Origin of the sequence: Paenibacillus albicereus (genome assembly GCF_012676905.1) — a bacterium.
Lineage (GTDB): Bacteria > Bacillota > Bacilli > Paenibacillales > Paenibacillaceae > Paenibacillus_O > Paenibacillus_O albicereus.
On the sequence record NZ_CP051428.1, the window covers coordinates 4,865,758 to 4,890,845 of the forward strand.

The window sequence follows — 25,088 nt, forward strand, 5'->3', positions numbered from 1 at the left end:
GCCTCATCGCCCCTTTCGGCCGGCCAGCTCCGTCGCGACGCGCACGGATTCCTCGGCGTCGCGGCCATATCCGTCCGCGCCGACGGCGCGCCACAGCTTAGGGTCCGTGTTGAACGGGTAGCCCCCGACCAGGATGACGATGCCGCCGAGGTCCGGATCTTGGCGGACGGCGGCGATCATCTCCTTGACCAGGCTGACGTGGTACGTCATCGTGCAGGACAGAGCCAGAACGTCGGCCTTGTAGTCCTTGAGCAGGCGCAGAAGCGAGCGCGCCGGCACATTGGCCCCGACGTAGTAGGTATCCCAGCCGTTCATCTCGAAGATGTCCGTCACCATGCGCAGGCCGATCTCGTGCAGCTCGCCGCCGACGCAGGCCGAGACGAGCTTCATGCCCTTGCGGGAATGGTTGAACAGGTACGGGAACAGCTGGGACATGACCAGCTGCGTAGCCGCGCTGCAATAATGCTCTTGCGCGACCGTGATGCGGCCCGTCTGCCACAGACGGCCGATTTCGTATTGCGATTGCTGGAAAATATGCAGGTAGATCGATTGCAGCGGCGTGCCGGAGTCGACCAGGTCCATGACGAGGCGGCTCGCTTCGGCCCGCCGGCCTTCCAGCAGCAGCTCGGTATAGGCGGTGGCCTCGGCGGCCATGCCGCTTTCGTCCAGATGCGATCCTTGCTGCTCCGCCTCCGTGCTGAGCTGACGGAGCGCCGCATCCAGGTGCTGGCATACCATCACGTACTGGTCCGGCTCCAGCTCGGCGCGAAGCGCCTCTTGGAAGCAGAGGATGTTGATGTACAAGTCTTCCGTCGAGACCTCATATTGCTGCAGCAGCACGCGCAGCCAGGTCATATAGTTCGAGAACAGCAGCGGGCTTTCCAGATGGATGCTCTCGGCTAAATATTTGAGCGTGTAGATCGTGTCCTGCTTCGTCTTGATCCAGCCGATCTCGCCGAACTTCTCCTGAAGCTCGGGCTGGCGCTCGTACTGCAGACGGGTGATGTTCTCGGCCAGGCGGTCCTCTTGATCCAGGATCGCCTTGCCTACGGCGGAAACGTCCAGGGACATAAAAACCATCCTTTCCGACGCCGGAGCGGACTTCTTCATGATCCTCGGGCCGCGCCGGTCCAATTTTGAAATGATCCTGTTTTGAAATGATCCTATCTAGTATAGCATATCTTGCTTAGAGGATCGGAGACAGCAGCCGGCTGACCGATTCCTTGAACTTGTTCCAGAGGGAGCGGGAATCGTAATCCTCGAGCGACAGCTCCCGGCAATGGAGCAGGTCGTCGTGAAAGATCCGCTGCAGCCTCGTCGCGGTCGCGGAGTCGTAGATGAACGCGTTGACCTCGAAATTCAGCTTGAAGCTGCGGATGTCGATGTTCGCCGTGCCGACGGAGGCGATGTTGCCGTCGACGACGAGCGTCTTGGCGTGCAGGAAGCCGTTTTCGTACAGGTAGCACTTCACGCCTGCCGAGAGCAGCTCGCCGAAGTACGAGTGCGACGCCCAGTAGACGAAAAAGTGGTCGGGCTTGCTCGGCAGCATCACCTTGACGTCGACTCCGGACAAGGCGGCCATCTTGAGCGCGTTCAGCAGGCTGTCGTCCGGCACGAAGTAAGGCGTCTGCAGCAGGATCGACATCTTGGCCGAGTTGATCATCTTGATGTAGCCGTTCTTGATGTGCTGCCACTCGGAGTCGGGCCCGCTGGAGATGATCTGCATGCCGACGCTGCCGCCGGAGTCCGGCGCGGGGTAGTAGCGGCTGTCGGTCAGGAAGGGCTGCGTCGAAGCGAGGCTCCAGTCGAGCAGGAACCGGCCCTGCAGCTGCGCCACGGCCCCGCCCTGGATGCGCAGATGCGTATCGCGCCAAAAGCCGAAGCGCTTCACCTTGCCGACGTACTCGTCGCCGATGTTGAATCCGCCCACATAGCCGATCTTGCCGTCGATGACGACGATCTTGCGATGGTTGCGGTAATTGAGCCGAGGATTGATGAAAAAGATTTTCGACGGGAAGAAGGCGCCCACTTGTCCGCCGGCCTTCAGCAGCATGCGCAAATACTTCTTGTTCAGCCGGATGCTGCCGATGTCGTCGTAGATGAGCCTCACCTCGACGCCCTCCTCCGCCTTGCGGCAAAGCGTGTGCAGCACGCGCTTGCCGAGCTTGTCCGCGCGGATGATGTAGTACATCAGATGGATGTGGTGCGTCGCCGCCTCGATGTCGCGGATCAGCGAGTCGAACTTGCGCTCGCCGTCGGTGAACACCTCCACCTCGTTGTCCTGGGTGAACAGCGCGTCGCTCGACACCAGATTCATGTAAACCATATCCTGGTAATACGTCATGAGCGGATCGTTGAACGAATACAAGCCCTTCTCCACGATGCGCTGCTGCGTCTTCAGCCGCTGGCGCGCGTTTTTGAGCTGGCTCAGCTTGAACTTGTAGATCTTGCGGCGGCTGAGGTTCTGCCCGAGCAGCAGGTAGAGCACGAAGCCGATGCCGGGCAGGAAATAAAGAACCATCAGCCACGCCCATGTCGAGGCGATGTTGCGCCGCTCGAGGAAGATGACGGCGATGGCGAGGAGGATATTGAGCACATAAAAAATGGAATAGGCCTGCTGGAAGTAGATCAACTCGGCACCCGCCCTGTCTGGAGATTCAAGTGGCGGCCGCAGCCCGCGGATGGCGGAAGCGGCCGGCCTCTTCAAGTATACCAGACTTGGCCGGCCGGATAGCAGGGGCCGCGCGCCGGCGCGCCGAGAAAAAGTTCCCGCAAGCGGCCGCCGTGCGGCCCGGCCGGATTTGACAAGGCTTTCGGAACCGTCTAATGTGCGAATGAGACGATGGCCGCGCGGCAAGCTCGCTTCCGCGCGGACCGACATCAAGGAAGCGGGAGGAAACGAAACGATGAACTTCAAGCAGGCGGCGGGCATCCAGGCGGCCGAAGCGGTCGCGAGCGGGATGAAGGTCGGGCTCGGTACGGGATCGACCGTCTACTACACCATTCTGGAGCTGGGACGGCGGATGAAGGAAGAGGGCTTGCGCTTCACGGGCGTGCCGACCTCGGAGGCGACCGAGAAGCTCGCGCTGGAGCTCGGCATTCCGCTCGCGGAGCTGTCGGAGCTCGAGCCGCTCGACGTCACGATCGACGGTGCGGACGAGGTTACGCAAGGGCTTGACCTCATCAAGGGCGGCGGAGCGGCTCATTTTCGCGAGAAGATGGTGGCGGCCGTATCCAAGCGACTCGTCATCGTCGCCGACGAGTCCAAGGCCGTCGGCAAGCTCGGCGCGTTCACCGTGCCGGTCGAGATCGCCGCTTACGGCTGGCGCTCGACCGCGAAGCGCGTCGAAGCCGCCGGCTGCCGCGCCGTGCGCCGCGAGCGGGAAGGACAGCCGATCGTGACCGACAACGGCAATTACGTGCTCGACTGCGACTTCGGCCTGATCGACGACCCCGGCGCGCTCGACCGCCAGCTCAAAGGACTGCTCGGCGTGCTGGAAACCGGCCTGTTCGTCGGCATGGCCGACGCCGCCTACGTCGCCGGACCGGAGGGCGTGCGCGTCATGCGGCGCGAGGCCGGGGAACGGAGCTAGCCCATGGAGGAGAACTGGAAGCAAGCGGCAGAAACGGGACAGGAGAGCCGAACGGCGAAGCATGCGGCCGGCGGCTCCGACACGGGACGCGAGGCGGCCGAGCGCGAGGTCAAGGTGGCGGCGGCGGCAGGACGCGCCTTGCCGAGCCGCGTCAAGCGCAAGCGCATCGTACTCACCGGCGGCGGCACGACGGGCCATGTGAGCGTCAATCTGGCGCTCATCCCCGGCCTGCTCGAGGACGGCTGGAGCGTGCATTATATCGGCTCGCGGGACGGCATCGAGCGCTCCCTGATCGAGCCGATCGAGGGCGTGACGTACCATTGCGTCTCCACCGGCAAGCTGCGGCGCTACTGGGACCGCAAGAATGTCACCGACGCGCTGCGCGTCGGCAAAGGGCTGCTCCAGGCCGCCTCGCTCATCCGGAAGCTGAAGCCGGACGTCGTCTTCTCCAAGGGCGGCTTCGTCAGCGTGCCGGTCGTGCTCGCGGCCAAGCTGAACCGCGTGCCGGCGATCATCCACGAATCCGACGTGACGCCGGGCCTCGCCAACCGGATCGCGATCCCGTGCGCGACGGCCGTCTGCACGACGTTCCCGGAGACGGCGGCCTATATCAAAGGCGCCAAGGTCGTGCAGGCCGGGCCGCTCGTGCGGCCGGAGCTGTACCAAGGCGACGCCGAGCGCGGCCGGCAGCTGTGCGGCTTCGACCGCAGCCGCCCCGTGCTGCTCGTCATGGGCGGCAGCCTCGGCTCGCGCCGGCTCAACGAGGCGATAAGCGAGGCGCTGCCGGAGCTGCTGCCGCGCTGGCAGGTCGTGCATCTGCGCGGCAAAGGCCAGGCGAGCCCGGCGGCGGTCGAGGATGGCGGCAAGCAAGCGCCGCATAGCGCCAGCGGCGCCGAAGGCGCGGCAGGCGGCTCGGCTCCATCCGGGACGGACGCCACCGCGAAAAGACCGCTTGCGCCGACGGGGTCTGGATCGTCCGCATCGGCAGCCGGCCATCGGGACGCTGGCCTTCAGCCGGGCGGTCCGCTCGTCCGCATCGGCGGCGTGCCCGTCGACCCGGCTGCGGAGCGGCTAGCGGCGGGCGGCCCGGGCGGGTCCGACGGGCTCGTGCCGCTCGCTCCCGAAGGAGAGGAGGCCGGCCACAAGCTGATCGAGCCGATGGGCGGCTACCGCTCCTTCGAGTACTTGTCCGAAGAGCTGCCGGATGTGCTCGCGATGGCCGATGCCGTGCTCTCGCGAGCCGGCGCGAACGCGATCTTCGAGCTGCTGGCGCTGCGCAAGCCGATGCTGCTCGTGCCGCTGACGCTCGCGCAGAGCCGCGGCGACCAGATCCGCAACGCCGCCTCGTTCGAGGCGGCGGGGCTGGCGCGCGTGCTGCCGGAGGAGAAGCTCTCCACCGTCACGCTGCTGCAGGAGCTGCGCGCGCTCGCGGACAGCGGCCCGGAGCTCGACGCCCGCATGGCGGAGGCCGCTCCGGCCGATCCGCTTCCGCTGCTGCATCGGCTGATCCGCGAGGCGGCGGAAGGCCGGGGATAGCTAGCGGTCCCGGCAGCAGTCCGGTTTTTCGGGCCGCAACGGCTGGGGAGGGCGTTTCTTCTGCCTGCAGCCGGATTTTGCAAGCGTTCGAGGACGCCCGCACGCGGACGACGTCGGCAGCGCATAGGGAATCAACATCAAAAAGGCATCTCTCGCGTCGAGTCGACGTGGGAGATGCCTTTTTGGAGCGTGCTAGCTGCGGCATGACTGCCGGCGGGCACGACAAGGGAGCCGATCGATTCATGGCCGGCTCGATGCGCAGCGCATCGGATCGCGACGAGGGAGTCGAAATGCCTTGGCTGGCGGAGAGCGAGCACCTTGTACCGACGAGGGGTGGCCATCAGGCAGAGCTGCGCTCTAGGCGCGCGCGGCCGCCTCCGGCACGCGCGCGGCGACCAGCGCGCGCACCTCGTCCGCGCTGTCCAGGTCGAGCGCAGCGGCGGCCAGCCCCGCCAGCTCGGTGCGGCTCAGGCGCGAGAGCAGCGCCCGCGTGCCGAGGATGGCGGACGAGCTCATGCTGAACTCGTCCAGCCCCATGCCGAGCAGCAGCGGCACCGCCAGCGGCTGCCCGGCCATCTCGCCGCACATGCCGACCCATTTGCCTTCGGCGTGGGCGGCGCGGATGACGCGGTCGATGAGCCGCAGCACCGGCGGGTGCAGCGGATCGCCAAGCGCGCCGAGCTTCGGATGCATCCGGTCCGCCGCCATCGCGTACTGCACGAGGTCGTTCGTGCCGATGCTGAAGAAGTCGACCTCGCGCGCCAGCCGGTCGGCCATCATGGCCGCGGCGGGAATCTCGATCATGATGCCGGCCTCCATCGGGCCGCCGAGCTCCCGCCCCTCGGCGAGCAGCTCCGCGCGCGCCTCGTCCAGCAGCGCCTTGGCGCGCCGCCACTCGCCGATCGTCGCGACCATCGGGAACATGACCTTGACGTTCCCGTGCGCTCCCGCCCGCAAGATCGCCCGCAGCTGCGTCTTGAACAGCTCCGGCCGGTCGAGGCTGATACGCAGCGCCCGATAGCCGAGGAACGGATTGTCCTCGCGGGGCAGCTCCAGCAGCGGCAGCTCCTTGTCGCCGCCGATGTCCATCGTGCGGATGACGACAGGGCGATCCGACCCCATCGCCTCCGCCGCGGCGCGGTAGGCGCCGTACTGCTCGTCCTCGCTCGGCAGCGAGCTCCGGCCCATGTACAGGAACTCCGTGCGGAACAGCCCGACACCCTCGGCGTCGTGGCGGCGCGCCTGCTGGGCATCCTCGGCCGATCCGATGTTGGCGGCGAGCTCGACCGCCGCGCCGTCCGCCGTCACCGACGGCCGGCCGCGGTACGCCTCGTTCTCCGCGAGCGCGCGGCGATGCCGCTCCTGCAGCGCCCGGTACCGCTCAAGCTGCTCTGGTGAAGGATTCATCACGATCTCGCCGCTGAACCCATCGACGACGACGGTCTGCCCGTCGCGGATGTCCGCCAGCGCCTCGCCCGCGCCGACCGCCGCCGCGACGCCGACCGAGCGGGCGATGATCGCGCTGTGCGACGTGCGGCCGCCCGCTGCCGTGGCGAAGCCCGCCACCTCCGCCGGATCGAGCGCCGCCGTATCCGACGGCGTCAAGTCCTCGGCGATCAGCACGTACGGAAGGCTCGCTCCAGTCCCGGCATGGGAGGAACGACCCCGTGCCGGGGCATCTGCGGACGGGGACAGGGCGTCTTCCTCTGCATCCGCCGCGCCTGGCTCGGAAGCAGCCGTTTCAGACATCGGTTTCTCCGACGCCGCTCCCCTGCCTTCCGCCTCTGCCGCTCCGACGGCATCTCCGGCGCCTGCCGGCGCGTCATCCTGCAGCAGCCGGATGACGCGCCGGCTCACGTCCCGCACGTCCGCCGCGCGCTCGCGCAAGTACGGATCGTCCAGCGCCGCGATGATCGCCGCGACCTCCTCCGCCGTGCGCCACAGCGCGGCGTCCGCGGCCAGCCGCTCCTGGGCGACGAGCTCCCGGGCCACGCCGACGAGCTCCTCGTCCTCGAGCAGCAGCGCATGCGCCTCGAAAATCTCGGCTTCCTTGTCCCGGCCGTCGGCGGCCATCCGCGCCCGCAGCGCTTCCAGCTCGGCAGCCGCCCGCGCGACGGCGGCGTCCAGCCGCGTCGCCTCGCGCTCCGCCTCCTCCGCCGCGACATGCCGCTCCGCGACGGCGACGTCCGCCCCGAGACGCTTCGCGATGCCGATCGCGTAGCCCGGAGCGGCGCCGATGCCTTGAATCGTCCGCATCGCCGCCCCTACTCCGCCTCGGCGGCGCTCAGCACCGCGCCGATCGCGTCGACGACGGCCTCCGCGCCGTCGCCCTCGGCCGCTACCGTGATCGAGTCGCCCTGCTTGGCGCCGATCGACAGCACCTTCACGAGGCTTTTCGCGCTGCCGCGCGTCTCGCCCTTGACGAGATGCACGTCGCCGGCGAAGCCTTTGGCCGCCTCGACGATCTTGCGCGCCGGACGGGCATGGATACCCGTCGGGTTGGCGATGATGAATGTCTTTTCCATGATGGAATCTCTCCTCTCGAATGAAAAGCCGGAATTCTTCCTACAGCTTCTTCTTGATCTCATCCTTGAGCTGCTCGGACGACGTGCCGAAGATCGCCTGCACCGCGCCCTTGCCCAGGCGGATGACGCCGGAGGAGCCGAGCTTCTTGAGCTCCGCGTCCTTCACCTGCGTGTCGTCCTTCACGACGAGCCGCAGCCGGGTGATGCACGCGTCGACGCTCTCGATGTTGCCGGGGCCGCCCAGCGCGGCGAGCACCTGCGACGCCTTGTCGTTCGAGCCGAGCTCCTGGCTGCCGGCGACGTCGTCCGGATTGGCGCTCGTGCCCGTCTCCGACGGGTCCTCGTCCTCGCGTCCCGGCGTCTTCAGGTTAAGCTTGACGATGAGCACGCGGAACAGCACGTAGTACACGGCCGCGAACGCCAGGCCGACCGGAATGAGCATGAGCGGGTTCGTCGACAGCTGGTAGTTGATGAGGTAGTCGAGCAGGCCCGCCGAGAAGCCGAAGCCGAGCTTCACGTCCAGCTCGTACATGATCCAGCCGCTGACGCCGGCGAGGATCGCATGCACGACATACAGCAGCGGCGCGACGAACATGAACGCGAATTCGAGCGGCTCCGTGATGCCCGTCAGGAACGAGGCGACGGCGGCGCCGACGAAGATCGAGGCGACCGTCTTGCGCCGCTCGGGGCGCGCCGTGTGGATGATCGCGAACGCCGCTGCCGGCAGCGCGAACATCATGATCGGGAAGAAGCCGGTCATGAACATGCCCGCCGTCGGGTCCTCCGCGAAGAAGCGGTGCAGGTCGCCGGTGACGAGCTTGCCGTCCTCGCCGGTGAACGAGCCGATCTGGAACCAGGCGATGCTGTTGATGATGTGGTGCAGGCCGAACGGCAGCAGCAGCCGGTTGGCGACCATGTAGATAAACGCGCCGACGCCGCCGAGGCTGACGACCCAGTTGCCGAACGCGTCGAGCCAGCCCTGGACCGGTCCCCACACGAGCGCGCAGACGAGGCCGACGAGAATCATCGACGCCGACGTCACGATCGGCACGAAGCGTTTGCCGCCGAAGAAGCCGAGCCAGTCCGGCAGCTTGATCTTATGGAAGCGGTTGTACATGTACGCCGCCACGAGGCCGGACAGGATGCCGCCGAGCACGCCCATGTTCAGCACCGTGTCTTTGCCGATGATGCCGGGGAAGACGCCCGGACCGGCCTTGAGCACGTTCGTGAGCACGAAGTAGGCGATGACCGCCGCGAGCGTCGCGACCGCGTCGCCCGCCATGCCGATGGCGACGCCGACCGCGAAGATCATCGGCAGGTTGTCGAAGATGGCGTTGCCGCCGGCGGCCAGGAACGGAGCGATGTACGTATTGAGCCATTCGCCGGCGGAGCCCCAGCCGAAGTCCTTGACGTAGTCGATGTTGCCGAAGCGCAGCAGGATCGCCGCCGCCGGCAGCGCCGCGACCGGCAGCATGAGCGATTTACCGATTTTCTGCAGAAATGCGAGCATATCGTGTTCTCCTTTACGTTTTGAGTCGTTACGCCTGCTTGAGCGTCACGGCGTACTTGCCGGCTTCGCCTGCGCGCACGGCGCCGGGCGTGATGTCGACCTTCTCCGCCGCGTCCTCTTCGGCGACGATGACCGGCGAGATCGCCGGATGGCCCGCCGCGCGGATCGCCTCGAGGTCGAACTCGATCAGCGGCTGCCCGGCCTTGACGGCGTCGCCGGTCTGGACGAGCGCCTTGAAGCCCGCGCCTTTCATCGCCACCGTATTGATGCCGATATGGATGAGCAGCTGCAGGCCGGACTCATGCTCGACGATGACGGCGTGATGCGTATCGATCAGATGCGCGACCGTGCCGTCGAACGGAGCGACCGCGACGCCCTCCGACGGCTCGATTGCCGCTCCTGGCCCCATCAGTCCCTGCGCGAACGCCTCGTCCGGCACGTCCGCCAGCGGAGCGAGCCTCCCCGTCATCGGTGCCAGCACCTCTACCTGCTTCTTGCCGCTTCCGAAAAGCTTCTTGAACATGATCGATCTCTCCTTATCGTGGTCGATTTTCCGAGCGAGGCGAGGCCGGTGCGGCGCTCCCGCCGCCCTTCCCCGCGCAGGCTTCCAGCAACCGATGCACATGCATCGCCAGGAAGCCGATTTCATGGTTGCTGACCGGCAGTTCAAGCTCGGTCTTCATCTTTTCCGCCGCGGCGGCGGCGATCCGGTGCACCTCGGGATACTTGCCGGCGATCTCCTCGGCGAACGGATGGGTCGCGCTCCGCCCCTCGGCCAACCGGTCCACCGCATGATGGAGGTGCATGACGAGCCGGGCGTAGTCGCTGCCGGAGCGGGGGATGGCGAGGCCGCCCTCCCGCTCGATGACGTCGATCATGTCGGCGACGAGGCGCGTGCGCCGGGCCAGCTGGCCTGCGGACAGCTCGCCGGCGGCAGAGTGCACGTGGAACGTCAGGAAGCCGACCTCCTCCTCGGGGAGCGAGACGCCGAACGCCTCCTCCACCATGCGGGCCGCCTCCTCGGCGATCTGGTACTCCTGAGGCAGCGCGAGCTTGGTCTCCTCCAGGAACGGATTGTGGATGTCCATGCCCCGCTTGAGCCGATACACCGCGAACTGGATATGGCTCGGCAAGGCGAAGTAGACGTTCGGATGGACCGGGATGCCCATGTCGCGGCGGATGCGCTCGACGATCCGCTCGGCGATCGCGAGCGTCTGCGGCTCGATCTCCTCGAGCAGCGTCCGATAGCGCTCCGCGGCCTCCTCGTCGTCCAGCCGATAGCGCTTCTCGATGCGCGGGTCGTCCTTGGCGATGCCGTCGCCGGCCTTCGCCCCGAAGCCGATGCCTTTGCCGAACAGCACGACCTCCCGGCCCCCGGCCTCGCTTACCGCCAAGATGACGTTGCTGCCGACCGGACGCTCGATCCGGTACCGGTCGCTTTCGCTCATCGGACCTCCTCCTTCCCCCTGCCTGCTGCCCTTACCATTCCCCGGAAACGCAAAAAAACCAAGGGCAGCGGGCGAAATCAAGCCGAAGCCTCCCCTTGGCAGGGAATCTTCCGCATCAACTTCGCGCCGCTTTCCTTGGCTCATGCCTAATTGAATAGTAACACGCCTGGTAACGGGCCTATTGGGTTTTGTGGATCACTCCTCCCTGCCCGGGATTTCGGGGCCACGGGAAAAACGTCACGGGACAAACTATAGCGCATCTAAAGCGCTTCCGTCAACGGTAAGTTGAGCCATCCGGCGCCGCTCTCAAACTCGATGTAATCTATGCTTACATTTGATTGACAATGGACAACGCATCCGGCATATTTTGTTCCATACCGGCGAATCGGAGCCAGGCTTCGAAGCCGCGCGAAGGAGCGGATGGACATGACGGGGAAACTGCGCAAGGCCGCCATCATCGGTGCCGGACAGGTCGGGGCGAGCTGCGCCTACGCCATGCTGAACCAATCGGTATGCGACGAGATCCTGCTCGTCGGCCGCAGCGAGAAGCGCACGCAGGCGCAGGCGCTCGACCTGTCCCACTGCGTCGACTTCAGCCACTCCCGCACGAAGGTGCGGGCCGGCGCGCTGGACGAATGCTGCGACATGGACCTCATCCTCCTGTGCGCGGGGGAGAATCCGGGCGACGGCCGCACGCGGCTCGACCTGCTCGACTCCTCCTACGAGCTGTACAAGGACATGATCGGCCGCCTCATGCAGACCGGCTTCGACGGCATCTTCCTCGTCGCCGCCAATCCGGTCGACATCGTCACCCATCTCGTCTGGAAGCTGTCAGGGCTGCCCCGCGAGCGCGTCATCGGCAGCGGCACCTCGATCGACACCGCCCGGCTGAAGACGCTGCTCTCCGAGCATCTGCCGGTCGACCCGCGCAGCGTGCACGGCTACGTCATGGGCGAGCACGGGGAGTCTCAGTTCCCCGTCTGGTCGCATGTGACGGTCGGCGGCAAGCCGCTCGGCGACATCCTCGCCCAGCATCCCGAGCGGTTCCGGAGCCTCAGCCTCGACGAGATCGCGCTGCGCACGCGCAACGCAGGCTGGGAGATCCTCCTCGGCAAAGGCTCCACCCACTACGGCATCGCCGCCGCGCTCACCGCGATCGCGCGCTCGATCCTGAACAACGACCACCGCATCATGGCCGTATCGGCCATTCTCGACGGGGAGTACGGGCAGCGGGACATCGGCATCGGCGTGCCGGCCATCCTGTCGCGCGGCGGCATCCAGGAGGTGCTGGAGCTGCGGCTCAGCGAGGCGGAGCGGGAGCTGTTCGAGCGCTCCTGCGCGATCGTGCGGCAGACGATGGCGAAGCTGCCGGCGCTGTAAGGCAGGGCGGCCATCGTGGAGCCCAGCCTGCTCTGCTGGCGGAACAGGCATCACGAGGCCGAGCCTGCTCCACTGGCGGAGCAGGCATCATCACGCAGGCCGAGCCTGCACCGCTGGCGGAGCAGGCATCATTACGCAGGCCGCCGGGCCGCCGCTGGCATGGCTCCGCTTCCGCAGGGCGCTTGTTCTGCGGGACAGCTTCCTCTACCGGAGCGCCCGCGCTTCATGCTACAATTTGCAAAATACTCGGCACGCCAAGGGGGACGCGGCAACAGATGGACATTCGGCATAGAAGACTCGACGAACCGGCCCTCGGCACCTTCAGCGAGGAACGGGAAGAATACGAGCGCGACTACGCGCGGCTCATCCAATCGCCGGCGTTCCGCCGGCTGCAAGGCAAGTCGCAGGTGTTCGGCGCCGGTTCCGGCGACTACTACCGCACGCGGCTGACGCATTCCCTCGAGGTGTCGCAGATCGCCCGCGAGGCGGCGCGGCGCTTGGCCAAGCACTATCCGTTCGTCGAGCAGGGCGAGCATCCGGGACTGGTCGTCGATCCGGCCGTCGTGGAATGCGCGGCGCTCGCGCATGACCTAGGCCATCCTCCCTTCGGCCATCGGGGCGAAGAGGTGCTGAACCGGCTCCTGCAGGAGCAATTCGGCATGAAGTACGAGGGCAATGCCCAGAACTTCCGCATCCTCATGTTCCTCGAGAAGCGCGCCGGCAGCGGCAGCGGGCTCGACCTGACCGCCGCCGTCCTGCTCGCCATCAACAAGTACCCGTACAACCTCGACGAGCCGGGCCGCATCAAGGGCGCCTACGCGCCGGAGTGGGAGGTCATCCGCGAGCTGCGCGAGCGCTGGCAGATGCCGGACGGCGCGCGCACGCTGGAGACGCAGCTGATGGACCTGTGCGACGACATCGCCTACTCCACGCATGACATCGAGGACGGCATCCGCGCGGGCAAGATCGACATGAACCGCAGCTTCTTCGAGAGCGAGTTCCTGCAGACGCATCTCGTCCAGGAGATCGTCGACGACGAGGGCAACCAGGACTTCCACTGGGAGGAAGTGGACATCCCCGTGATGGTGCGGCGCGTGCTGGACGCCTTCATCGGCCAGTGGGAGGCGATCTACCTCGCCTGCGGCCGCGAGTCGTCCCGGACGCGGCGGGAGATCAAGGCGCGCTGGGTGAGCACGTTCGCCGGGCGGATCGGCATCATCGACGAGGGCGGCTGGAAGCGCGTTACGTTCGTGCGGGACGGAGCGTGCGACTACGAGCTGCTGCGGACGATGGAGATTTTGAAAAAGCTCGCCTGGGTGACGCTCATCAAGGACTTCCGCGTCCAGCGGCTGCAGATGCGCAGCGAGATCATGATCCAGCGGCTGTGGGACAGCTTCATCCAGCCGGAGACCGGCCGGCTCATCATCCCCTCCGACTGGCTGCAGAACTACGAGCGCCACAGCGCCAAGTGGAGCTGGCCGCGCTTCGTCGCCGACTACATCGCCGGCATGACCGACGCCTATGCGGAAAAGGTCTACGCCGAGCTGTTCGCGAGCAAGTCGGGTTCGATCTATGAGATGGACTAGCAGCGTGACGGACGCGAGCAGGGCGAGATAGCCGATTTCTTCGGCGTTCTCGTCCGTTTCGCGGGCCGGCGCCGCGAGATAGCCGACTTTTTCGGCGTTCTCGTCCGTTTCGCAGGCCGGAGTTGGGTTGCGTCTGTTCGCTGCTGGCTGCACACGCCCTCCCCGAGCTGCTCGGTTTTTCCGCGCAACTCCCTGCTGGATCGCCTCTTCATGCCGAGCTGCTCGGTTTTTCCGCGCAATCCCCTGCTGAATCGCCTCTTCGTGCCGAGTTGCTCCGTTTTTCCGCGCAATCCCCTGCTGGATCGCCTCTTCGTGCCGAGCTGCTCGGTTTTTCCGCGCAACTCCCCCGCTGGATCGCCTCTTCGTGCCGAGTTACTCGGTTTTTCCGCGCAATCCCCTGCTGGATCGCCTCTTCGTGCCGAGTTGCTCGGTTTTTCCGCGCAATCCCCTGCTGGATCGCCTCTTCATGCCGAGTTGCTCGGTTTTTCCGCGCAACTCCCCCGCTGGATCGCCTCTTCGTGCCGAGCTGCTCGGTTTTTCCGCGCAACTCCCTGCTGGATCGTCTCTTCGTACCGAGCTGCTCGGTTTTTCCGCGCAACTCCCCCGCTGGATCGCCTCTTCGTACCGAGCTGCTCGGTTTTTCCGCGCAACTCCCCCGCTGGATCGCCTCTTCGTGCCGAGCTGCTCGGTTTTTCCGCGCAACTCCCCCGCTGGATCGCCTCTTCGTGCCGAGTTGCTCGGTTTTTCCGCGCAACTTCCCTCGAGCGCACATGTTTCACGCCCCATTCATCCATAAAATTTCAAGGAGCGGCCGGCCGCTGCTGGCGTCGAATTGGCAATGGGCGGCATCCTGTTGCAACGATAAAAACCCCGCTCGGTGACTCCCGAGCGGGTAGGCGAAAAGATACGGCCAGCACCAGCAACTGAACCGGCCGTAGACCCGTGCCGACTCAGCAGCGGCCGCAGCGGGCCCGTCGCGCTTCAGCGACGAGTCAGTCGCGCTTCAGCGACGAGTCAGTCGCGCTTCAGCGACGAGTCAGCCGCGCTCCGGCGCGGCGGAACGGCCGGCTGAAGCCACGCCCGCGCCCGCGCCGCCTGCCGGAACTTCCTCCTCCGGCACGCGCGACAGCTCGCCGGGCCAGAAGGCGCGGCGGCCGAGCAGCGCGGTGAGCGCCGGCACGAGGTACGGCCGCACGATGAACGTGTCGAGCAGCACGCCGAGCGCGGTGATGAGGCCGAACTGCAGCAGCACCTGGATCGGCAGCGTCGCCAGCACGGCGAACGTGCCCGCCAGGATGAGGCCGGCCGAGGTGATGACCGGGCCGGTCTCGCTCACGCCTTCGGCGATCGCCTGCTTGAGCGGCATCCGCCGCCGCTTCTTCCAGATGCTCGACACCATGAAGATGTTGTAGTCCTCGCCCAGCGCGACGAGGAACACGAAGGCGTACAGCGGGATCGATCCCTGGATCGCGTCGACGCCCATGAGCTCGTGCAGCACGAGCCAGCCGAGGCCGAGCGCGGCGAAGTACGACAGGATAACGGTGCCGATCAGATAGACCATCGCCGTCACCGAGCGCAGGTAGATCAGCAGCAGCGCGGCGATGAGGGCGACGACGACGGGGATGATGACCCGCTGGTCGACCGCCTCGGCCTCGCGCGTGTCATATTGGACGGCGGTCTGGCCAGCCAGCCAGACGCGGTCCGAAGCATCCGCGCCGCCGATCGCCTGCTCCGCCGCCTGGCGGATGCCGGGCAGCGCGTCCATCGCCTCCTGCGAGTACGGGTTCACCGCGAGCTCGACCTTCCAGGCGCGCAGGCCCGGCTGCGAGGAGGCTTCCGTCGGCTCGGAGACCTTGGCGACCGTGCCGAGCGCCTGCAGCTTGTCGGCGACCGGCGGCATCCCCTCGTCTCCGGCTTGCGCCATGACCGTCACCGGAGCGAGCGCGCCTTCCGTGAAATTGTCCCCGATCAAGGCGAAGCCTTGGCGCGACTCCATCTCCTCCGGGAACGAAGACAGGATGTCGAACGTGAACTTCACCTGCGTGCTGAGCGAGGCGAGCGCCCCGAGCAGCGCGATCGAGACGAGCGCGACCGTCCACGGACGGCGGACGACGAGGCGGCCGGTGAAGCCCGGCCCATTGCGCCCGGTCCGCTTCGGAGCGGGCTTGCCCTTGCGGCGCGCCCGCTCCTCGGCCATCTCCGGCGTGCGCGGCACGAACGGCCAGAACGAGCCGCGGCCGAAGATCGAGAGCAGCGCCGGCAGCAGCGTCAGGCTCGACAGCGCCATCACGAGGATCGACAGGCTGAACGGCACGGCGAAGCGCTTGACGACGCCGTACTGCGCGAGCAGCAGCGTCAGCAGCGCGATGACGACCGTCAGGCCGCTCATCGCGATCGCGCCGCCGGAGCTCGTCAGCGCCGCGCGCAGCGCGGCCGCCGGACTGCGCTCCTCCGCCAGCAGCTCGCGGTAGCGGCTGACGAGGAACAGGCAGTAATCGGTGCCCGCCCCGAACAGCAGCACCGTCATGATCGCCACCGCCTGAGAGTCGACGTCGATCCAGCCCTGGGACGCCATGTAGCCGAGCAGCGGATCGGTGACGGCGTAAGCGAAGCCGACCGCCACGAGCGGGATGAGCGCCAGCACCGGCGAGCGGTAGATCGCGAGCAGGAAGACGAGCACGAGCACGACCGTGGCGATCATGAGCGACACGTCCGCGCTGCCGAACAGCTCGGTCGCGTCGACGGAGATGCCGGCCGGGCCGGTGACGCGGGCGCTCAGCTCCGCCCCGCCCGCAGTGTCCGCCTCGAACGCCGGGGTGCCGGCGAGCTGCTCGGTCCGCTCCTTCAGCTGCTCCAGGCCTTGCTTGATCTCATCCGTCGGCGCGCCCGGCTGGAACACCACCGGCCACACGAGCGTGCTGCCGTCCTCCGACAGCTGCGCCGCCAGCGCCGGCGGCGGCAGCTCATGCAGAGGCAGCGCCGAGCGCTGCCCCGGCAGCGGCGAGGCGGCCACGTCGGCCGAGACGGCCGCGACCGCCTTCAGATCGTCCGGCGACAGTCCGCCCTCGCGGTGCCACACGACGAGCGCCGGCGTTCCTTCCTCCGTGCGGAATTGCTCGGCGAGCAGCCTCTCGGCCTGCACCGAAGGCTTGTCGTCGCTGAAGTTGGGCGCGTTGTCATCCGCCTGCGACCGTACTCCCGGCAGCAGCAGCATGAGCAGCGCGGCCGCCGCCACCCATGCCGCCAGCGTCATCCAGCGCCCCCTGCGGGTCGTCGTCCAAGCCATCCACGATCCGGACCTTGCCATCTTCCATCTCTCCCTCGCACGGCTTCCCTTCATCCATTTCAGCCGCATTCATGGTAAAATATCATATCGAGCACAAGAAGCCGATCCACCCAAGCCAACTGAGTTCATTATATATACCGAGTGGTTAATATTCAACAGACGAGAAGGAGGACGAGCCCATGCCCCATCCCCATGATTCCGCGCCTGGCGGAGCCGGCCGTCCCGGCGACGGGCGGCAGGAGCCGAAGCGCCGCTCCCCCGGACGTCCCCGCCGCGAGGACCGCATGCCGGTGCGGGACGAAATCCTGAAGACCGCTTCCGTCCTGTTCATGGAGCAGGGCTATGAAGCGGTCTCGCTGAGCGGCATCGCCGAGCGCTGCGGCGTGACGAAGGCTTCCGTCTATTATCATTTCGAGGGCAAGCCGGCGCTGTTCACGGCGGCCGTCATCCGCATGCTGCAGCTCGCCTTCGCCGGAACGCTGCGCGTGCTGGACCAGCAGGGCAAGAGCTTGCGCCTGCGCCTCCTGGAGGTCGCCGAGCGGCGGCTGGCGCGGATTCAGCACATCGAGTTCGAGGCGCTCATGCGCGAGGCGTCGCATTATCTCGACGAGGAGCAGCGGACGGCCATTCGGGATGCCGAGCAGGAGCTGCACGATTTGCTTGCCGTCCATTTCGGCCAAGCGATCGCGGTCGGAGAGATCCGACAAGGAAATCCGATGCTCATGGCCCACTCCTACACGGCCTTGCTCATGATCGGCAATCGCCAGGCCGCCAAGAGCATCTCTGCCTCGCCGGCAGACTTGGCCGCCCAGATCATGGACATGTTCTGGACCGGAGTCGGCTAGCGGCAGGGCGCCCACGATGAACGGATTGATTCCTGAAGCCCCAGCCGAAGAGAGGGAAACCGGCATGTCCATCAAACTCAAGCTGTCCGCGCTGATCTTTGCCGTCGTGACGATCATGCTGAGCCTCAATCTCCTCGTCTTCTACCTGTATACCGGCAATCAGAGCCGCCATGCGGCCGAGCGTCAGCTGCACGCGGTCGGAGACCAGATTCGAGGCTCGATCACGCCCGTGCTCAAAGACAGCTATCACCTGGAGCTCGGGCAGTCGGAGCGTCTTCGCGTCGCTTCGATCGCGGTCCGCGCCTTGGTCGGCGGCAAGGCCGGAGCCGTCGACAGCGGCCGCCTGGAGGAGCTGCGCGGCAAGCTCGGCCTCGACAGCATCGCGCTCATCCGACCCGTGGACGGAGAGATGGCGATCGAGAAAAGCACGCGGCCGAACGAGGCCGGAACGGTGCTGTCCGCCGTCGCTCCGCCTTACGACGCGCTGCGGCAGCTGTACCGCAGCCGCTACGTCACGCTGCCCGGCGGCACGAGCCTCCAGGACTTCTGGGCGAGCGGAGCGACCGTCCGGGACGAGGGGAGGAGCGTCATGACGAGCTACTATTACGACGGCTCGATGGACTACCTCGTTCGCCTCACCCTCGAAAGCTCGTCGAGCGTGCGCAGCGGCCAACAGGAAGGCGAGCTTCAGGTCGGCGCCTCGGTCCTGCGCATCCCCGGCCTGATGGAGCTGAGCGGCTTCAACTACAGCCTCATGCCCGCGCCCGGAGCGGAGGGGGTTCCCGACGAAGCGAGCATCCTGCCGCATTCCGGCGCGCTGGAATTCGGCAGCTACCGGCTGGCCGAGGCAGACGACTACGGCCGCATCCGCCAAGCGGTGCGCGCCGGAAAGACGCTCACGGTCGACACGACGATCGACGGCGTGCCGGCGCTGCGCGGCTACATCCCGTATTCGGTCGACAACATCCGGGACTACGCGCTCGTCGTCACGATCGACAAGACGGTATTCAGCCGCGACCTTCGCCAGCAGCTGATCCTGCTGCTCGCCATCTCCGTCATGCTCGTCGTCATGACCGTCATCGTGAGCTACGGGCTGGCCGGCGTCGCCGTGCGCAGCCTCAAGCTCGTCGTGCGCCGCGTCAACCAGCTGGCCGCGGGCAACTTCAGCCAGCCGGTGACGGTCCGTTCCAACGACGAGATCGGCGAGCTGGCCTTCAGCGTCAACGTCATGGCGACGAACCTGGACTCCTATACGAACCGGCTCAAGGAATCGGCGGAGGAGCTGCGCCGCACGAAGGAATACCTGGAATCGCTCGTCGTCCACACGCGCGACGCCATCCACAGCTATGACCTGAAGGGCGGGCTCATCAGCGCGAACCGGGCCTTCGAGACGATGTTCGGCTGGTCCGAGGCCGAGCTCAAGGCTCCGGGCGGGATGGACGTCCTGCCGCAGGAGCAGCGCTGGAATCTCGAGCGCATGATCGAGAGCGTGCTGCTCGGCGTGCCGTGGATCGATGCGGAGACATGGATGCAGTCGCGCGAAGGCCTCCGCATCGACGTCAGCACGACCGCCTCGCCGATCCGCGACCAGCACGGCGAGATCATCGCCGTCTCCTGCATCACCCGCAACATGACGAGCCGCAAGCAGACGGAGGAGCTGCTGCGGCGCACCGAGAAGCTGACGATCGTCGGCCAGCTCGCGGCCGGCGTCGCCCATGAGATCCGCAACCCGCTGACGACGCTGCGCGGCTTCGTGCAGATGCAGCTCAAGGGCAAGGCGCTCGCGCCCTATTACCAGACGATCATGCTCGGGGAGCTCGACCGCATCAACTTCATCGTCAGCGAGTTCCTCGTGCTCGCCAAGCCGCAGGCCGACCGCTTCCAGGACTGCCGGCTGAAGGCCATTCTGGAAGACATGGCCGCCTTGATCGAGCCGGAAGCGCTGCTGAACGACGTGCGGGTGCGGATGGAGCTCGGAGGCGGCGATCCCATCGTCGCCGGCGAGCCCAACCAGCTCAAGCAGGTGTTCCTCAACCTGATGAAAAACGGGATCGAGGCGATGTCGGAGCGCGGCGGAAGGCTGAGCGTGACGCTCGTCTCCGTGCCGGGCCAGGTGGTCGTCCAGCTCCGAGACGAAGGCGTCGGCATCTCCGAGGAGCAGCTCGCGCGGCTCGGCGAGCCTTTCTTCACGAGCAAGGAGAAGGGCAACGGCCTCGGGCTCATGGTCAGCCAGCGGATCGTCAACAACCACGGCGGCTCGCTCGTCGTGCGGAGCAAGGTCGGCGAGGGCACCGAAGTGTCCGTCTCGCTCCCCGCGAAGGAGCGGGAAGCCGGCCTGTCGCAGCCGAACTCGGGCTAGAGCCGGCAAGCCTACATGTTTCCGGCCGCGACCTGGCATGCTAACCCGGAACCCCCATCCGGGAGGCGAATCCGCCCATGAAGCAAGCCTGGCGCATCACAGCGGCCGACCGGAGCCGCATCGGCCGCAGCTGGAGCGCCTGCCCCATCATCGCCGGACTGGCGCTGCTGCCGTCTCTGTACGGGTGGTTCAACATCCTGACCTCCTCGGCCCCGATGGCCATGTGGACCGGCTGCACCCTGCCTTCGTCGACCTCGCTCATCCACTAACGCCGCGCAAGCAGCCGCCTTCGCTCCTCCTCTCGATGGCGCGAAGGCGGCTGCTGCGCAGACAGGAGGCTGTCATGAGCCAAGCCGTCCCATCCGCGCCGAAGCGTCCGCGTGCCGAAGCGGCGGCCAAAGCGCCCCTCTGGCCGATGTTCCGCCGGCTGTACCTGTCCATCAAGGGCCAATGGCCGCTGCTGCTGGCCGCCTGGACGGCCACCGCCTGCATCGCGGCGCTGCAGTTCGTCATTCCGCGGCTGACGCAGCATGCGATCGACCGGGTCATTCCCGAGCGGGACTTCTCCATGCTGCTGCCGCTCGCCGGCGGCATCATGGGGACGGCCGTGCTGCTCGGCGTCTTCGGCTACGTCAGCAGCTATGCGTTCGCCAAGGCCGGGCAGCGCACCGTGCTGGACATCCGCACTTCGCTGTTCCGCCATCTGCAAAGCCTCGACATCGCCTACTTCGACCGGCGGCGTACCGGCGAGCTCATGTCCCGGCTGACGAGCGACGTGAACCAGCTGCAGCAGATGGTCAGCGCCGGCACGATGGGCATCCTCACCGACGCCGTCACGTTCGCCGCCGTCGCGGCGTTCATGCTGTGGCAGAACTGGCAGCTGACCGCCGCGCTGCTCGCCCTGTTCCCGCTCATGCTGCTCGCGGCGCGCATGTACGGCGGCCGGCTGCGCCGCAGCTACCGCCGCGTGCAGGACACCGTCGCGGACATGAGCGGCCAGCTGCAGGACAGCCTTTCGCAGATCCGTCTGGTCAAGGCGTTCGCCGCGGAGGAGCGCGAGAACGAGCGCTTCGCCGAGCTCGGCCGGGCCAATCAGGAGGCCAATCTGGCCGCCACCCGCTTCTCGGCCCTGTTCGGGCCGGCGATCGACCTGCTCCAGTATGCCGGCATGGCGTTCGTGCTCGCCTTCGGCTCCTGGCAGGCGATGCGCGGCGACATGACGGCCGGCGAGGTCGTCGCCTTCCTCGCTTACTTGCGGCTGCTGCAAAATCCGGTCCGCCGCTTCAGCCGTCTCATGAGCACGGTGCAGCAGTCGGCGGCCGCCTACGACCGAATCGTCGAGACGATGAGCGCCGAGCCCGACGTCTCCGACCGTCCCGGCGCCGGCGAGCTTCGGCTGGCAGCAGGCGAGGTCCGCTTCGAGCGGATCCGCTTCGGCTACGGCAACCCCGAGGCTGACGCGCCTCTGCTGGACGGCTTCAGCCTGCGCCTCGAGCCGGGACGGACGACCGCGCTCGTCGGCTCCTCCGGCGCGGGCAAGTCTACGATCGCCCATCTGCTGCTGCGCTACTACGAGGTCTGGGACGGCCGCATCGCCATCGACGGCCAGGACGTGCGGGACGTGACGCAGGCGTCGCTGCGCCGACAGATCGGCATCGTGACGCAGGAGACGATGCTCCGCAGCGGAACGGTGCGCGACAACCTGCTGTACGGCCGGCCGGACGCCGGCGAGCGCGAGATGGTCGCAGCCGCCGAGGCCGCCTTCGCCCACGGCTTCATCGAGGCGCTGCCGCAAGGCTACGACACCGAGATCGGCGAGCGCGGCGTGCGCCTCTCCGGCGGCCAGAAGCAGCGGCTCGCGATCGCGCGGACGCTGCTCGCGGACCCGCGCCTCGTCGTGCTCGACGAGGCGACCGCCTCGCTCGACACGGAGTCCGAGGCGCTCATCCAGGAGGCGCTCGGCGCGCTGCTGAAGGACCGCACCTGCCTCGTCATCGCGCACCGGCTGTCGACGGTCCGCAGCGCGAGCCGGATCGTCGTGCTGGAGGCGGGACGCATCGTGGAGAGCGGCGCTCACGACGAGCTGATGGCCTGTCCCGCAGGCCGCTACCGCAGCCTGTACGAGCGCCAATTCCCCCAAGCTTCGGCAGACGGCGAGGCCGTATGAAACGGGGCCGCGAGCCGCATAGTAAGCAAGGCGTTCCTTGCCTCGTCGCGACTCGCGGGCAAGCATTATTGGACGAGAAAGGTGCCGGTGGCTCGCTTGAAACGTCTGTCTTCCCGAGCGCGGGGGCAGAAGGCCGCTCTGCTGGCCCTCGCCTCCGTGCCGCTCATCATGACGCTCGGCAACTCCATGCTCATCCCGGTGCTGCCCGGCATCCAAGCCGCTCTCGGCATCACGCCTCTGCAATCGAGCCTGCTCATCACCGTCTACTCCGTCATGGCGATCCTGCTCATCCCGATCGCCGGCTATCTGTCCGACCGCGTCGGCCGGCGCAAGGTCATCGTCCCGAGCCTCGTCCTGGCGGGCGCGGGAGGGGCGATCTGCGGCTGGGCGGGCGGCTGGGAAGGCGTTTGGACCGGCGCGGGCGACGGCGCCTACGGCTGGATTCTCGCCGGCCGGCTGCTGCAGGGCATGGGCGCGGCCGGCGCGATGCCGATCGTGCTGCCGCTCGTCGGCGACATGTTCCGCAGCGAGGCGCAGGTCAGCGCCGGCCTCGGCCTGATCGAGACGGCCAACACGTTCGGCAAGGTGCTGAGCCCGATTCTCGGCTCGGCGCTGGCGATCCTTGCCTGGCAGGCGCCGTTCTGGTCGATTCCGGCGCTGTGCGCCGTCTCCCTGCTCCTGCTGCTGACGCTCGTGCGCGTGCCCGCCCGCCCGTCGGAGCCGCCCCCGCCCGCCGGCGAGTTCCTGGCCAAGGCGTGGCGGCTGTACCGTTCCAATGCGCGCTGGCTGACCGCGCTGTTCCTGATCGGCGGCCTTGCCATGTTCATCCTGTTCGGCCTGCTGTTCTACCTGTCGGAGACGCTGGAAAAAGAACACGGCCTGCACGGCATCCGCAAGGGCCTCGTGCTGGCCATCCCTTTGGCCGTGCTGTGCACGGCCTCGTTCGCCGCCGGCAAGGCGATCGGCAAGCATAAGCCGGCGATGAAATGGACGATCGCCGGCGGCTGCGCGCTGGCCGCGGCGGGCATCGCCGCCTGCCTGCCGCTGGAGGCGACGGCCGCGCGCGTCGCTTGCCTGAGCGTCGCCGGACTCGGCATCGGCGCCGCCCTGCCCTGCCTCGATGCCTTCCTCACCGAAGGCATCGCCAAAGAAGAGCGCGGCACGATCACCTCGCTCTACAGCAGCATGCGCTTCGTCGGCGTAGCGGCCGGGCCGCCCGTCGCCTCGCTGCTGCTGCGCGGCTCCGTGCCGCTGCTGCTCGGCGTCATGGCCGCCTGCGCCGCGGCGGCCGGCGCGCTGGCGCTGCTGCTGCGCGCCCGCCAGACGCAGCGGCAGCCAGACGCGCCGCGCGCCAAGCTGCTCGCCGCCCGCGAGCGCGCGCGGCGGCGCGGGGCGGGAGCCCGCTAGGCGGCAGGAGGGCCCAGTCCGCCGGTGGGCAGCTCTGCGGCCTTTCGGTCCGACGAGCGACTTTGCGGGGCATCTGCCGCCGAGACCATCTCAACGGCCCTCCCGCCCAAGACGCCCACGACAGAAAAAAGGACGGAGGCTCCCCTCCGTCCTTTTTTCTTGGCACTTGTGCTGCGTCTGCCGCCCGCCCGCGCCCGAGCCGCCTAAGCCATGACCGCGTCCGCGGCCAGCTCGATGACGCGCTTCTCCTTGGCGCTGCGGCGCGCCGCCTCGATCAGCCGGATGACGCCGAGCGCGTCCTCCGGCGGCACCGGCGCCGGAGCGCCGCTTCGGATCGCCTCGGCGATGCCGCGGTAGAAGTCCTCGTAGCGGCCGGGCAGCGTATCGACCTTGGTGCGCACGGTCAGCTCGCCGACAGCCGTCGTAAGCTCGCCGTAGCACTCCGGCTTGTCGGCGCCCCAGCCTTCGTCCCCGGGACGCTTGCCGCTCTTGAGCTGGTCCTCCTGCGGATCGAGCCCGTACTTGATGTAGCTGCCTCTCTCCCCATGCACCATGTAGCGCGGACCCGCCTGGCGCACGAGCGTGCCGGCGCGCAGGATCGCCCGCGACTGGGGATAGCCGAGCACGAGGTGGAAATAATCGACCGTCACCGCGCCCTCCCGGTCTAGCCGCAGATCGGCCCAGATCGTCTCCGGCATGCCGAGCAGCTGCACCGTCTGGTCGATCAGATGCGAGCCGAGATCGTACAGGATGCCCGAGCCCGGCAGCGGCTGGTCGCGCCACGCCGTCTCGACCTCCACCTCGGGCGCGTAGCGGTCATAATGCGCCTCATAGACGGAGATCCGCCCGATGCCCCCGGAGGCCAGCACCTGCTGCACGGTCAGGAAGTCGTTGTCCCAGCGGCGATTGTGGAACACGCTCAGCTGAACGCCTTTCTCGCGCGCAAGCGCGATCAGCTCCTCCGCTTCCTTGGACGTGTTGGTGAAAGGCTTCTCCACGACGACATGCTTGCCGGCAAGGATGGCGCTGCGGGCATGCTCGTAGTGGAACGTATTCGGACTCGCCACGACGACCAGCTCGACGCCGCTCGCGAGCAGCGACTCGACATCGTCATGGACCTGCACGTCCGGGTAGTCCTCCAGCACCCGCTCCCTCTGCGAGGTGACGACGCCGGTCAGCGTCAAGCCCTCCTCGGCCGCGATCAGCGGCGCATGGAAAACCGCGCCGGACAGCCCGTAGCCGATCAATCCCGTTGGAATCCCCATCTGATTTCCCTCCGCTTCCGTGTCTCGCATGGGCTCGTGCTTCGCAGCCACGCGCGCAGCCGGCCCCGAGCAGTGTCTCTTTATTACCCCTCTTTCCGCCTGCGAAAACGAACCGGCGCTCCCTGGGCGACCCGAGCCGAGGCAAGGAAGGCCCGGAAGGCGCAAAAAACGGCCGCTGCGC

The 25,088-nt window shown here is 67.3% G+C and carries 17 protein-coding genes and 2 pseudogenes; 10 read left to right on the plus strand and 9 right to left on the minus strand.

The window, feature by feature from the left end:
• Positions 1–3: 3 nt before the first annotated feature.
• Together HGI30_RS21740 and cls are read right to left on the minus strand one after the other, a co-directional pair.
• Positions 4–1,071: a cobalamin B12-binding domain-containing protein gene (locus HGI30_RS21740; RefSeq protein ID WP_168909418.1), complete on the minus strand. Its 1,068-nt coding sequence runs from the start codon at positions 1,069–1,071 to the stop codon at positions 4–6.
• A gap of 115 nt (positions 1,072–1,186) precedes the next feature.
• Positions 1,187–2,632, minus strand: a complete 1,446-nt coding sequence (gene cls / locus HGI30_RS21745; protein WP_235680240.1) for a cardiolipin synthase — start codon at positions 2,630–2,632, stop codon at positions 1,187–1,189.
• Between the two features lie 274 nt (positions 2,633–2,906).
• On the opposite strand from cls, the gene rpiA reads away from it, so the two are divergent.
• The 3 genes and pseudogenes from rpiA to HGI30_RS23395 all read left to right on the plus strand — a co-directional run.
• Positions 2,907–3,593: a ribose 5-phosphate isomerase A gene (gene rpiA, locus HGI30_RS21750; protein ID WP_168909419.1), complete on the plus strand. Its 687-nt coding sequence runs from the start codon at positions 2,907–2,909 to the stop codon at positions 3,591–3,593.
• A 3-nt stretch (positions 3,594–3,596) separates the two neighbouring features.
• Positions 3,597–4,163 (plus strand): annotated as a pseudogene (locus HGI30_RS23715) (glycosyltransferase); the annotation flags it as partial.
• Positions 4,164–4,757: 594 nt separating this feature from the next.
• A pseudogene (locus HGI30_RS23395) lies at positions 4,758–5,129 on the plus strand (glycosyltransferase); the annotation flags it as partial.
• 357 nt (positions 5,130–5,486) lie between these two features.
• Here the strand turns inward: HGI30_RS23395 and ptsP are convergent.
• From ptsP to HGI30_RS21780, 5 genes are read right to left on the minus strand one after another with little or no spacing between them, the layout of a single operon-like run.
• Positions 5,487–7,385 (minus strand): phosphoenolpyruvate--protein phosphotransferase, encoded by a 1,899-nt coding sequence (gene ptsP / locus HGI30_RS21760; protein WP_168909420.1) that lies wholly within the window; start codon positions 7,383–7,385, stop codon positions 5,487–5,489.
• 8 nt (positions 7,386–7,393) lie between these two features.
• Positions 7,394–7,654, minus strand: a complete 261-nt coding sequence (locus HGI30_RS21765) for an HPr family phosphocarrier protein (RefSeq protein WP_235680241.1) — start codon at positions 7,652–7,654, stop codon at positions 7,394–7,396.
• A 40-nt stretch (positions 7,655–7,694) separates the two neighbouring features.
• Complete coding sequence (gene nagE / locus HGI30_RS21770; protein WP_168909421.1) at positions 7,695–9,164, minus strand: N-acetylglucosamine-specific PTS transporter subunit IIBC; 1,470 nt, start codon at positions 9,162–9,164, stop codon at positions 7,695–7,697.
• Between the two features lie 28 nt (positions 9,165–9,192).
• Positions 9,193–9,687 (minus strand): PTS sugar transporter subunit IIA, encoded by a 495-nt coding sequence (locus tag HGI30_RS21775; protein WP_168909422.1) that lies wholly within the window; start codon positions 9,685–9,687, stop codon positions 9,193–9,195.
• Positions 9,688–9,700: 13 nt separating this feature from the next.
• Positions 9,701–10,612 carry a BglG family transcription antiterminator gene (locus HGI30_RS21780; protein ID WP_168909423.1) on the minus strand — a complete coding sequence of 304 codons (912 nt, stop codon included), beginning with the start codon at positions 10,610–10,612 and terminating at the stop codon, positions 9,701–9,703.
• A gap of 426 nt (positions 10,613–11,038) precedes the next feature.
• Here HGI30_RS21780 and HGI30_RS21785 point away from each other — a divergent pair, with 426 nt between their 5' ends.
• Both HGI30_RS21785 and HGI30_RS21790 read left to right on the plus strand, forming a co-directional pair.
• On the plus strand, positions 11,039–11,992 hold the full coding sequence (locus HGI30_RS21785) for an L-lactate dehydrogenase (RefSeq protein ID WP_168909424.1): 954 nt from the start codon (positions 11,039–11,041) through the stop codon (positions 11,990–11,992).
• Between the two features lie 275 nt (positions 11,993–12,267).
• The gene (locus tag HGI30_RS21790) at positions 12,268–13,578 is read left to right on the plus strand and encodes a deoxyguanosinetriphosphate triphosphohydrolase family protein (RefSeq protein WP_168909425.1); all 1,311 of its coding nucleotides are present in this window, start codon (positions 12,268–12,270) and stop codon (positions 13,576–13,578) included.
• A 1,036-nt stretch (positions 13,579–14,614) separates the two neighbouring features.
• Here the strand turns inward: HGI30_RS21790 and HGI30_RS21795 are convergent.
• The gene (locus HGI30_RS21795) at positions 14,615–16,885 is read right to left on the minus strand and encodes an MMPL family transporter (protein WP_168909426.1); all 2,271 of its coding nucleotides are present in this window, start codon (positions 16,883–16,885) and stop codon (positions 14,615–14,617) included.
• A 158-nt stretch (positions 16,886–17,043) separates the two neighbouring features.
• Here HGI30_RS21795 and HGI30_RS21800 point away from each other — a divergent pair, with 158 nt between their 5' ends.
• From HGI30_RS21800 to HGI30_RS21820, 5 genes are all read left to right on the plus strand, one after another.
• Positions 17,044–17,709, plus strand: a complete 666-nt coding sequence (locus tag HGI30_RS21800) for a TetR/AcrR family transcriptional regulator (protein WP_168909427.1) — start codon at positions 17,044–17,046, stop codon at positions 17,707–17,709.
• 64 nt (positions 17,710–17,773) lie between these two features.
• A complete protein-coding gene (locus HGI30_RS21805; protein ID WP_168909428.1) occupies positions 17,774–20,068 on the plus strand; it encodes an ATP-binding protein in 2,295 nt (764 codons plus the stop codon).
• Between the two features lie 77 nt (positions 20,069–20,145).
• Entirely contained in the window at positions 20,146–20,337 is a 192-nt protein-coding gene (locus tag HGI30_RS21810) for a hypothetical protein (RefSeq protein ID WP_168909429.1), read from the plus strand.
• Between the two features lie 74 nt (positions 20,338–20,411).
• Complete coding sequence (locus HGI30_RS21815) at positions 20,412–22,235, plus strand: ABC transporter ATP-binding protein (RefSeq protein ID WP_235680242.1); 1,824 nt, start codon at positions 20,412–20,414, stop codon at positions 22,233–22,235.
• Positions 22,236–22,331: 96 nt separating this feature from the next.
• Positions 22,332–23,642, plus strand: coding sequence for an MFS transporter (locus HGI30_RS21820; RefSeq protein ID WP_235680243.1), 1,311 nt, complete (start codon positions 22,332–22,334; stop codon positions 23,640–23,642).
• A 203-nt stretch (positions 23,643–23,845) separates the two neighbouring features.
• On the opposite strand, the gene HGI30_RS21825 is transcribed toward HGI30_RS21820, so the two are convergent.
• The gene (locus HGI30_RS21825; protein ID WP_168909430.1) at positions 23,846–24,907 is read right to left on the minus strand and encodes an oxidoreductase; all 1,062 of its coding nucleotides are present in this window, start codon (positions 24,905–24,907) and stop codon (positions 23,846–23,848) included.
• Positions 24,908–25,088 lie beyond the last annotated feature (181 nt).

Coding starts and splice junctions, on each gene's coding strand:
- rpiA (WP_168909419.1), top strand. CDS start 2,907: ATGAACTTCAAGCAGGCGGCGGGCATCCAGGCGGCCGAAGCGGTCGCG.
- nagE (WP_168909421.1), bottom strand. CDS start 9,164: ATGCTCGCATTTCTGCAGAAAATCGGTAAATCGCTCATGCTGCCGGTC.
- HGI30_RS21805 (WP_168909428.1), top strand. CDS start 17,774: ATGTCCATCAAACTCAAGCTGTCCGCGCTGATCTTTGCCGTCGTGACG.
- HGI30_RS21765 (WP_235680241.1), bottom strand. CDS start 7,654: ATGGAAAAGACATTCATCATCGCCAACCCGACGGGTATCCATGCCCGT.
- HGI30_RS21810 (WP_168909429.1), top strand. CDS start 20,146: ATGAAGCAAGCCTGGCGCATCACAGCGGCCGACCGGAGCCGCATCGGC.
- HGI30_RS21800 (WP_168909427.1), top strand. CDS start 17,044: ATGCCCCATCCCCATGATTCCGCGCCTGGCGGAGCCGGCCGTCCCGGC.
- HGI30_RS21740 (WP_168909418.1), bottom strand. CDS start 1,071: ATGTCCCTGGACGTTTCCGCCGTAGGCAAGGCGATCCTGGATCAAGAG.
- HGI30_RS21775 (WP_168909422.1), bottom strand. CDS start 9,687: ATGTTCAAGAAGCTTTTCGGAAGCGGCAAGAAGCAGGTAGAGGTGCTG.
- HGI30_RS21785 (WP_168909424.1), top strand. CDS start 11,039: ATGACGGGGAAACTGCGCAAGGCCGCCATCATCGGTGCCGGACAGGTC.
- HGI30_RS21790 (WP_168909425.1), top strand. CDS start 12,268: ATGGACATTCGGCATAGAAGACTCGACGAACCGGCCCTCGGCACCTTC.
- ptsP (WP_168909420.1), bottom strand. CDS start 7,385: ATGCGGACGATTCAAGGCATCGGCGCCGCTCCGGGCTACGCGATCGGC.
- HGI30_RS21795 (WP_168909426.1), bottom strand. CDS start 16,885: ATGGCAAGGTCCGGATCGTGGATGGCTTGGACGACGACCCGCAGGGGG.
- HGI30_RS21780 (WP_168909423.1), bottom strand. CDS start 10,612: ATGAGCGAAAGCGACCGGTACCGGATCGAGCGTCCGGTCGGCAGCAAC.
- HGI30_RS21825 (WP_168909430.1), bottom strand. CDS start 24,907: ATGGGGATTCCAACGGGATTGATCGGCTACGGGCTGTCCGGCGCGGTT.
- HGI30_RS21815 (WP_235680242.1), top strand. CDS start 20,412: ATGAGCCAAGCCGTCCCATCCGCGCCGAAGCGTCCGCGTGCCGAAGCG.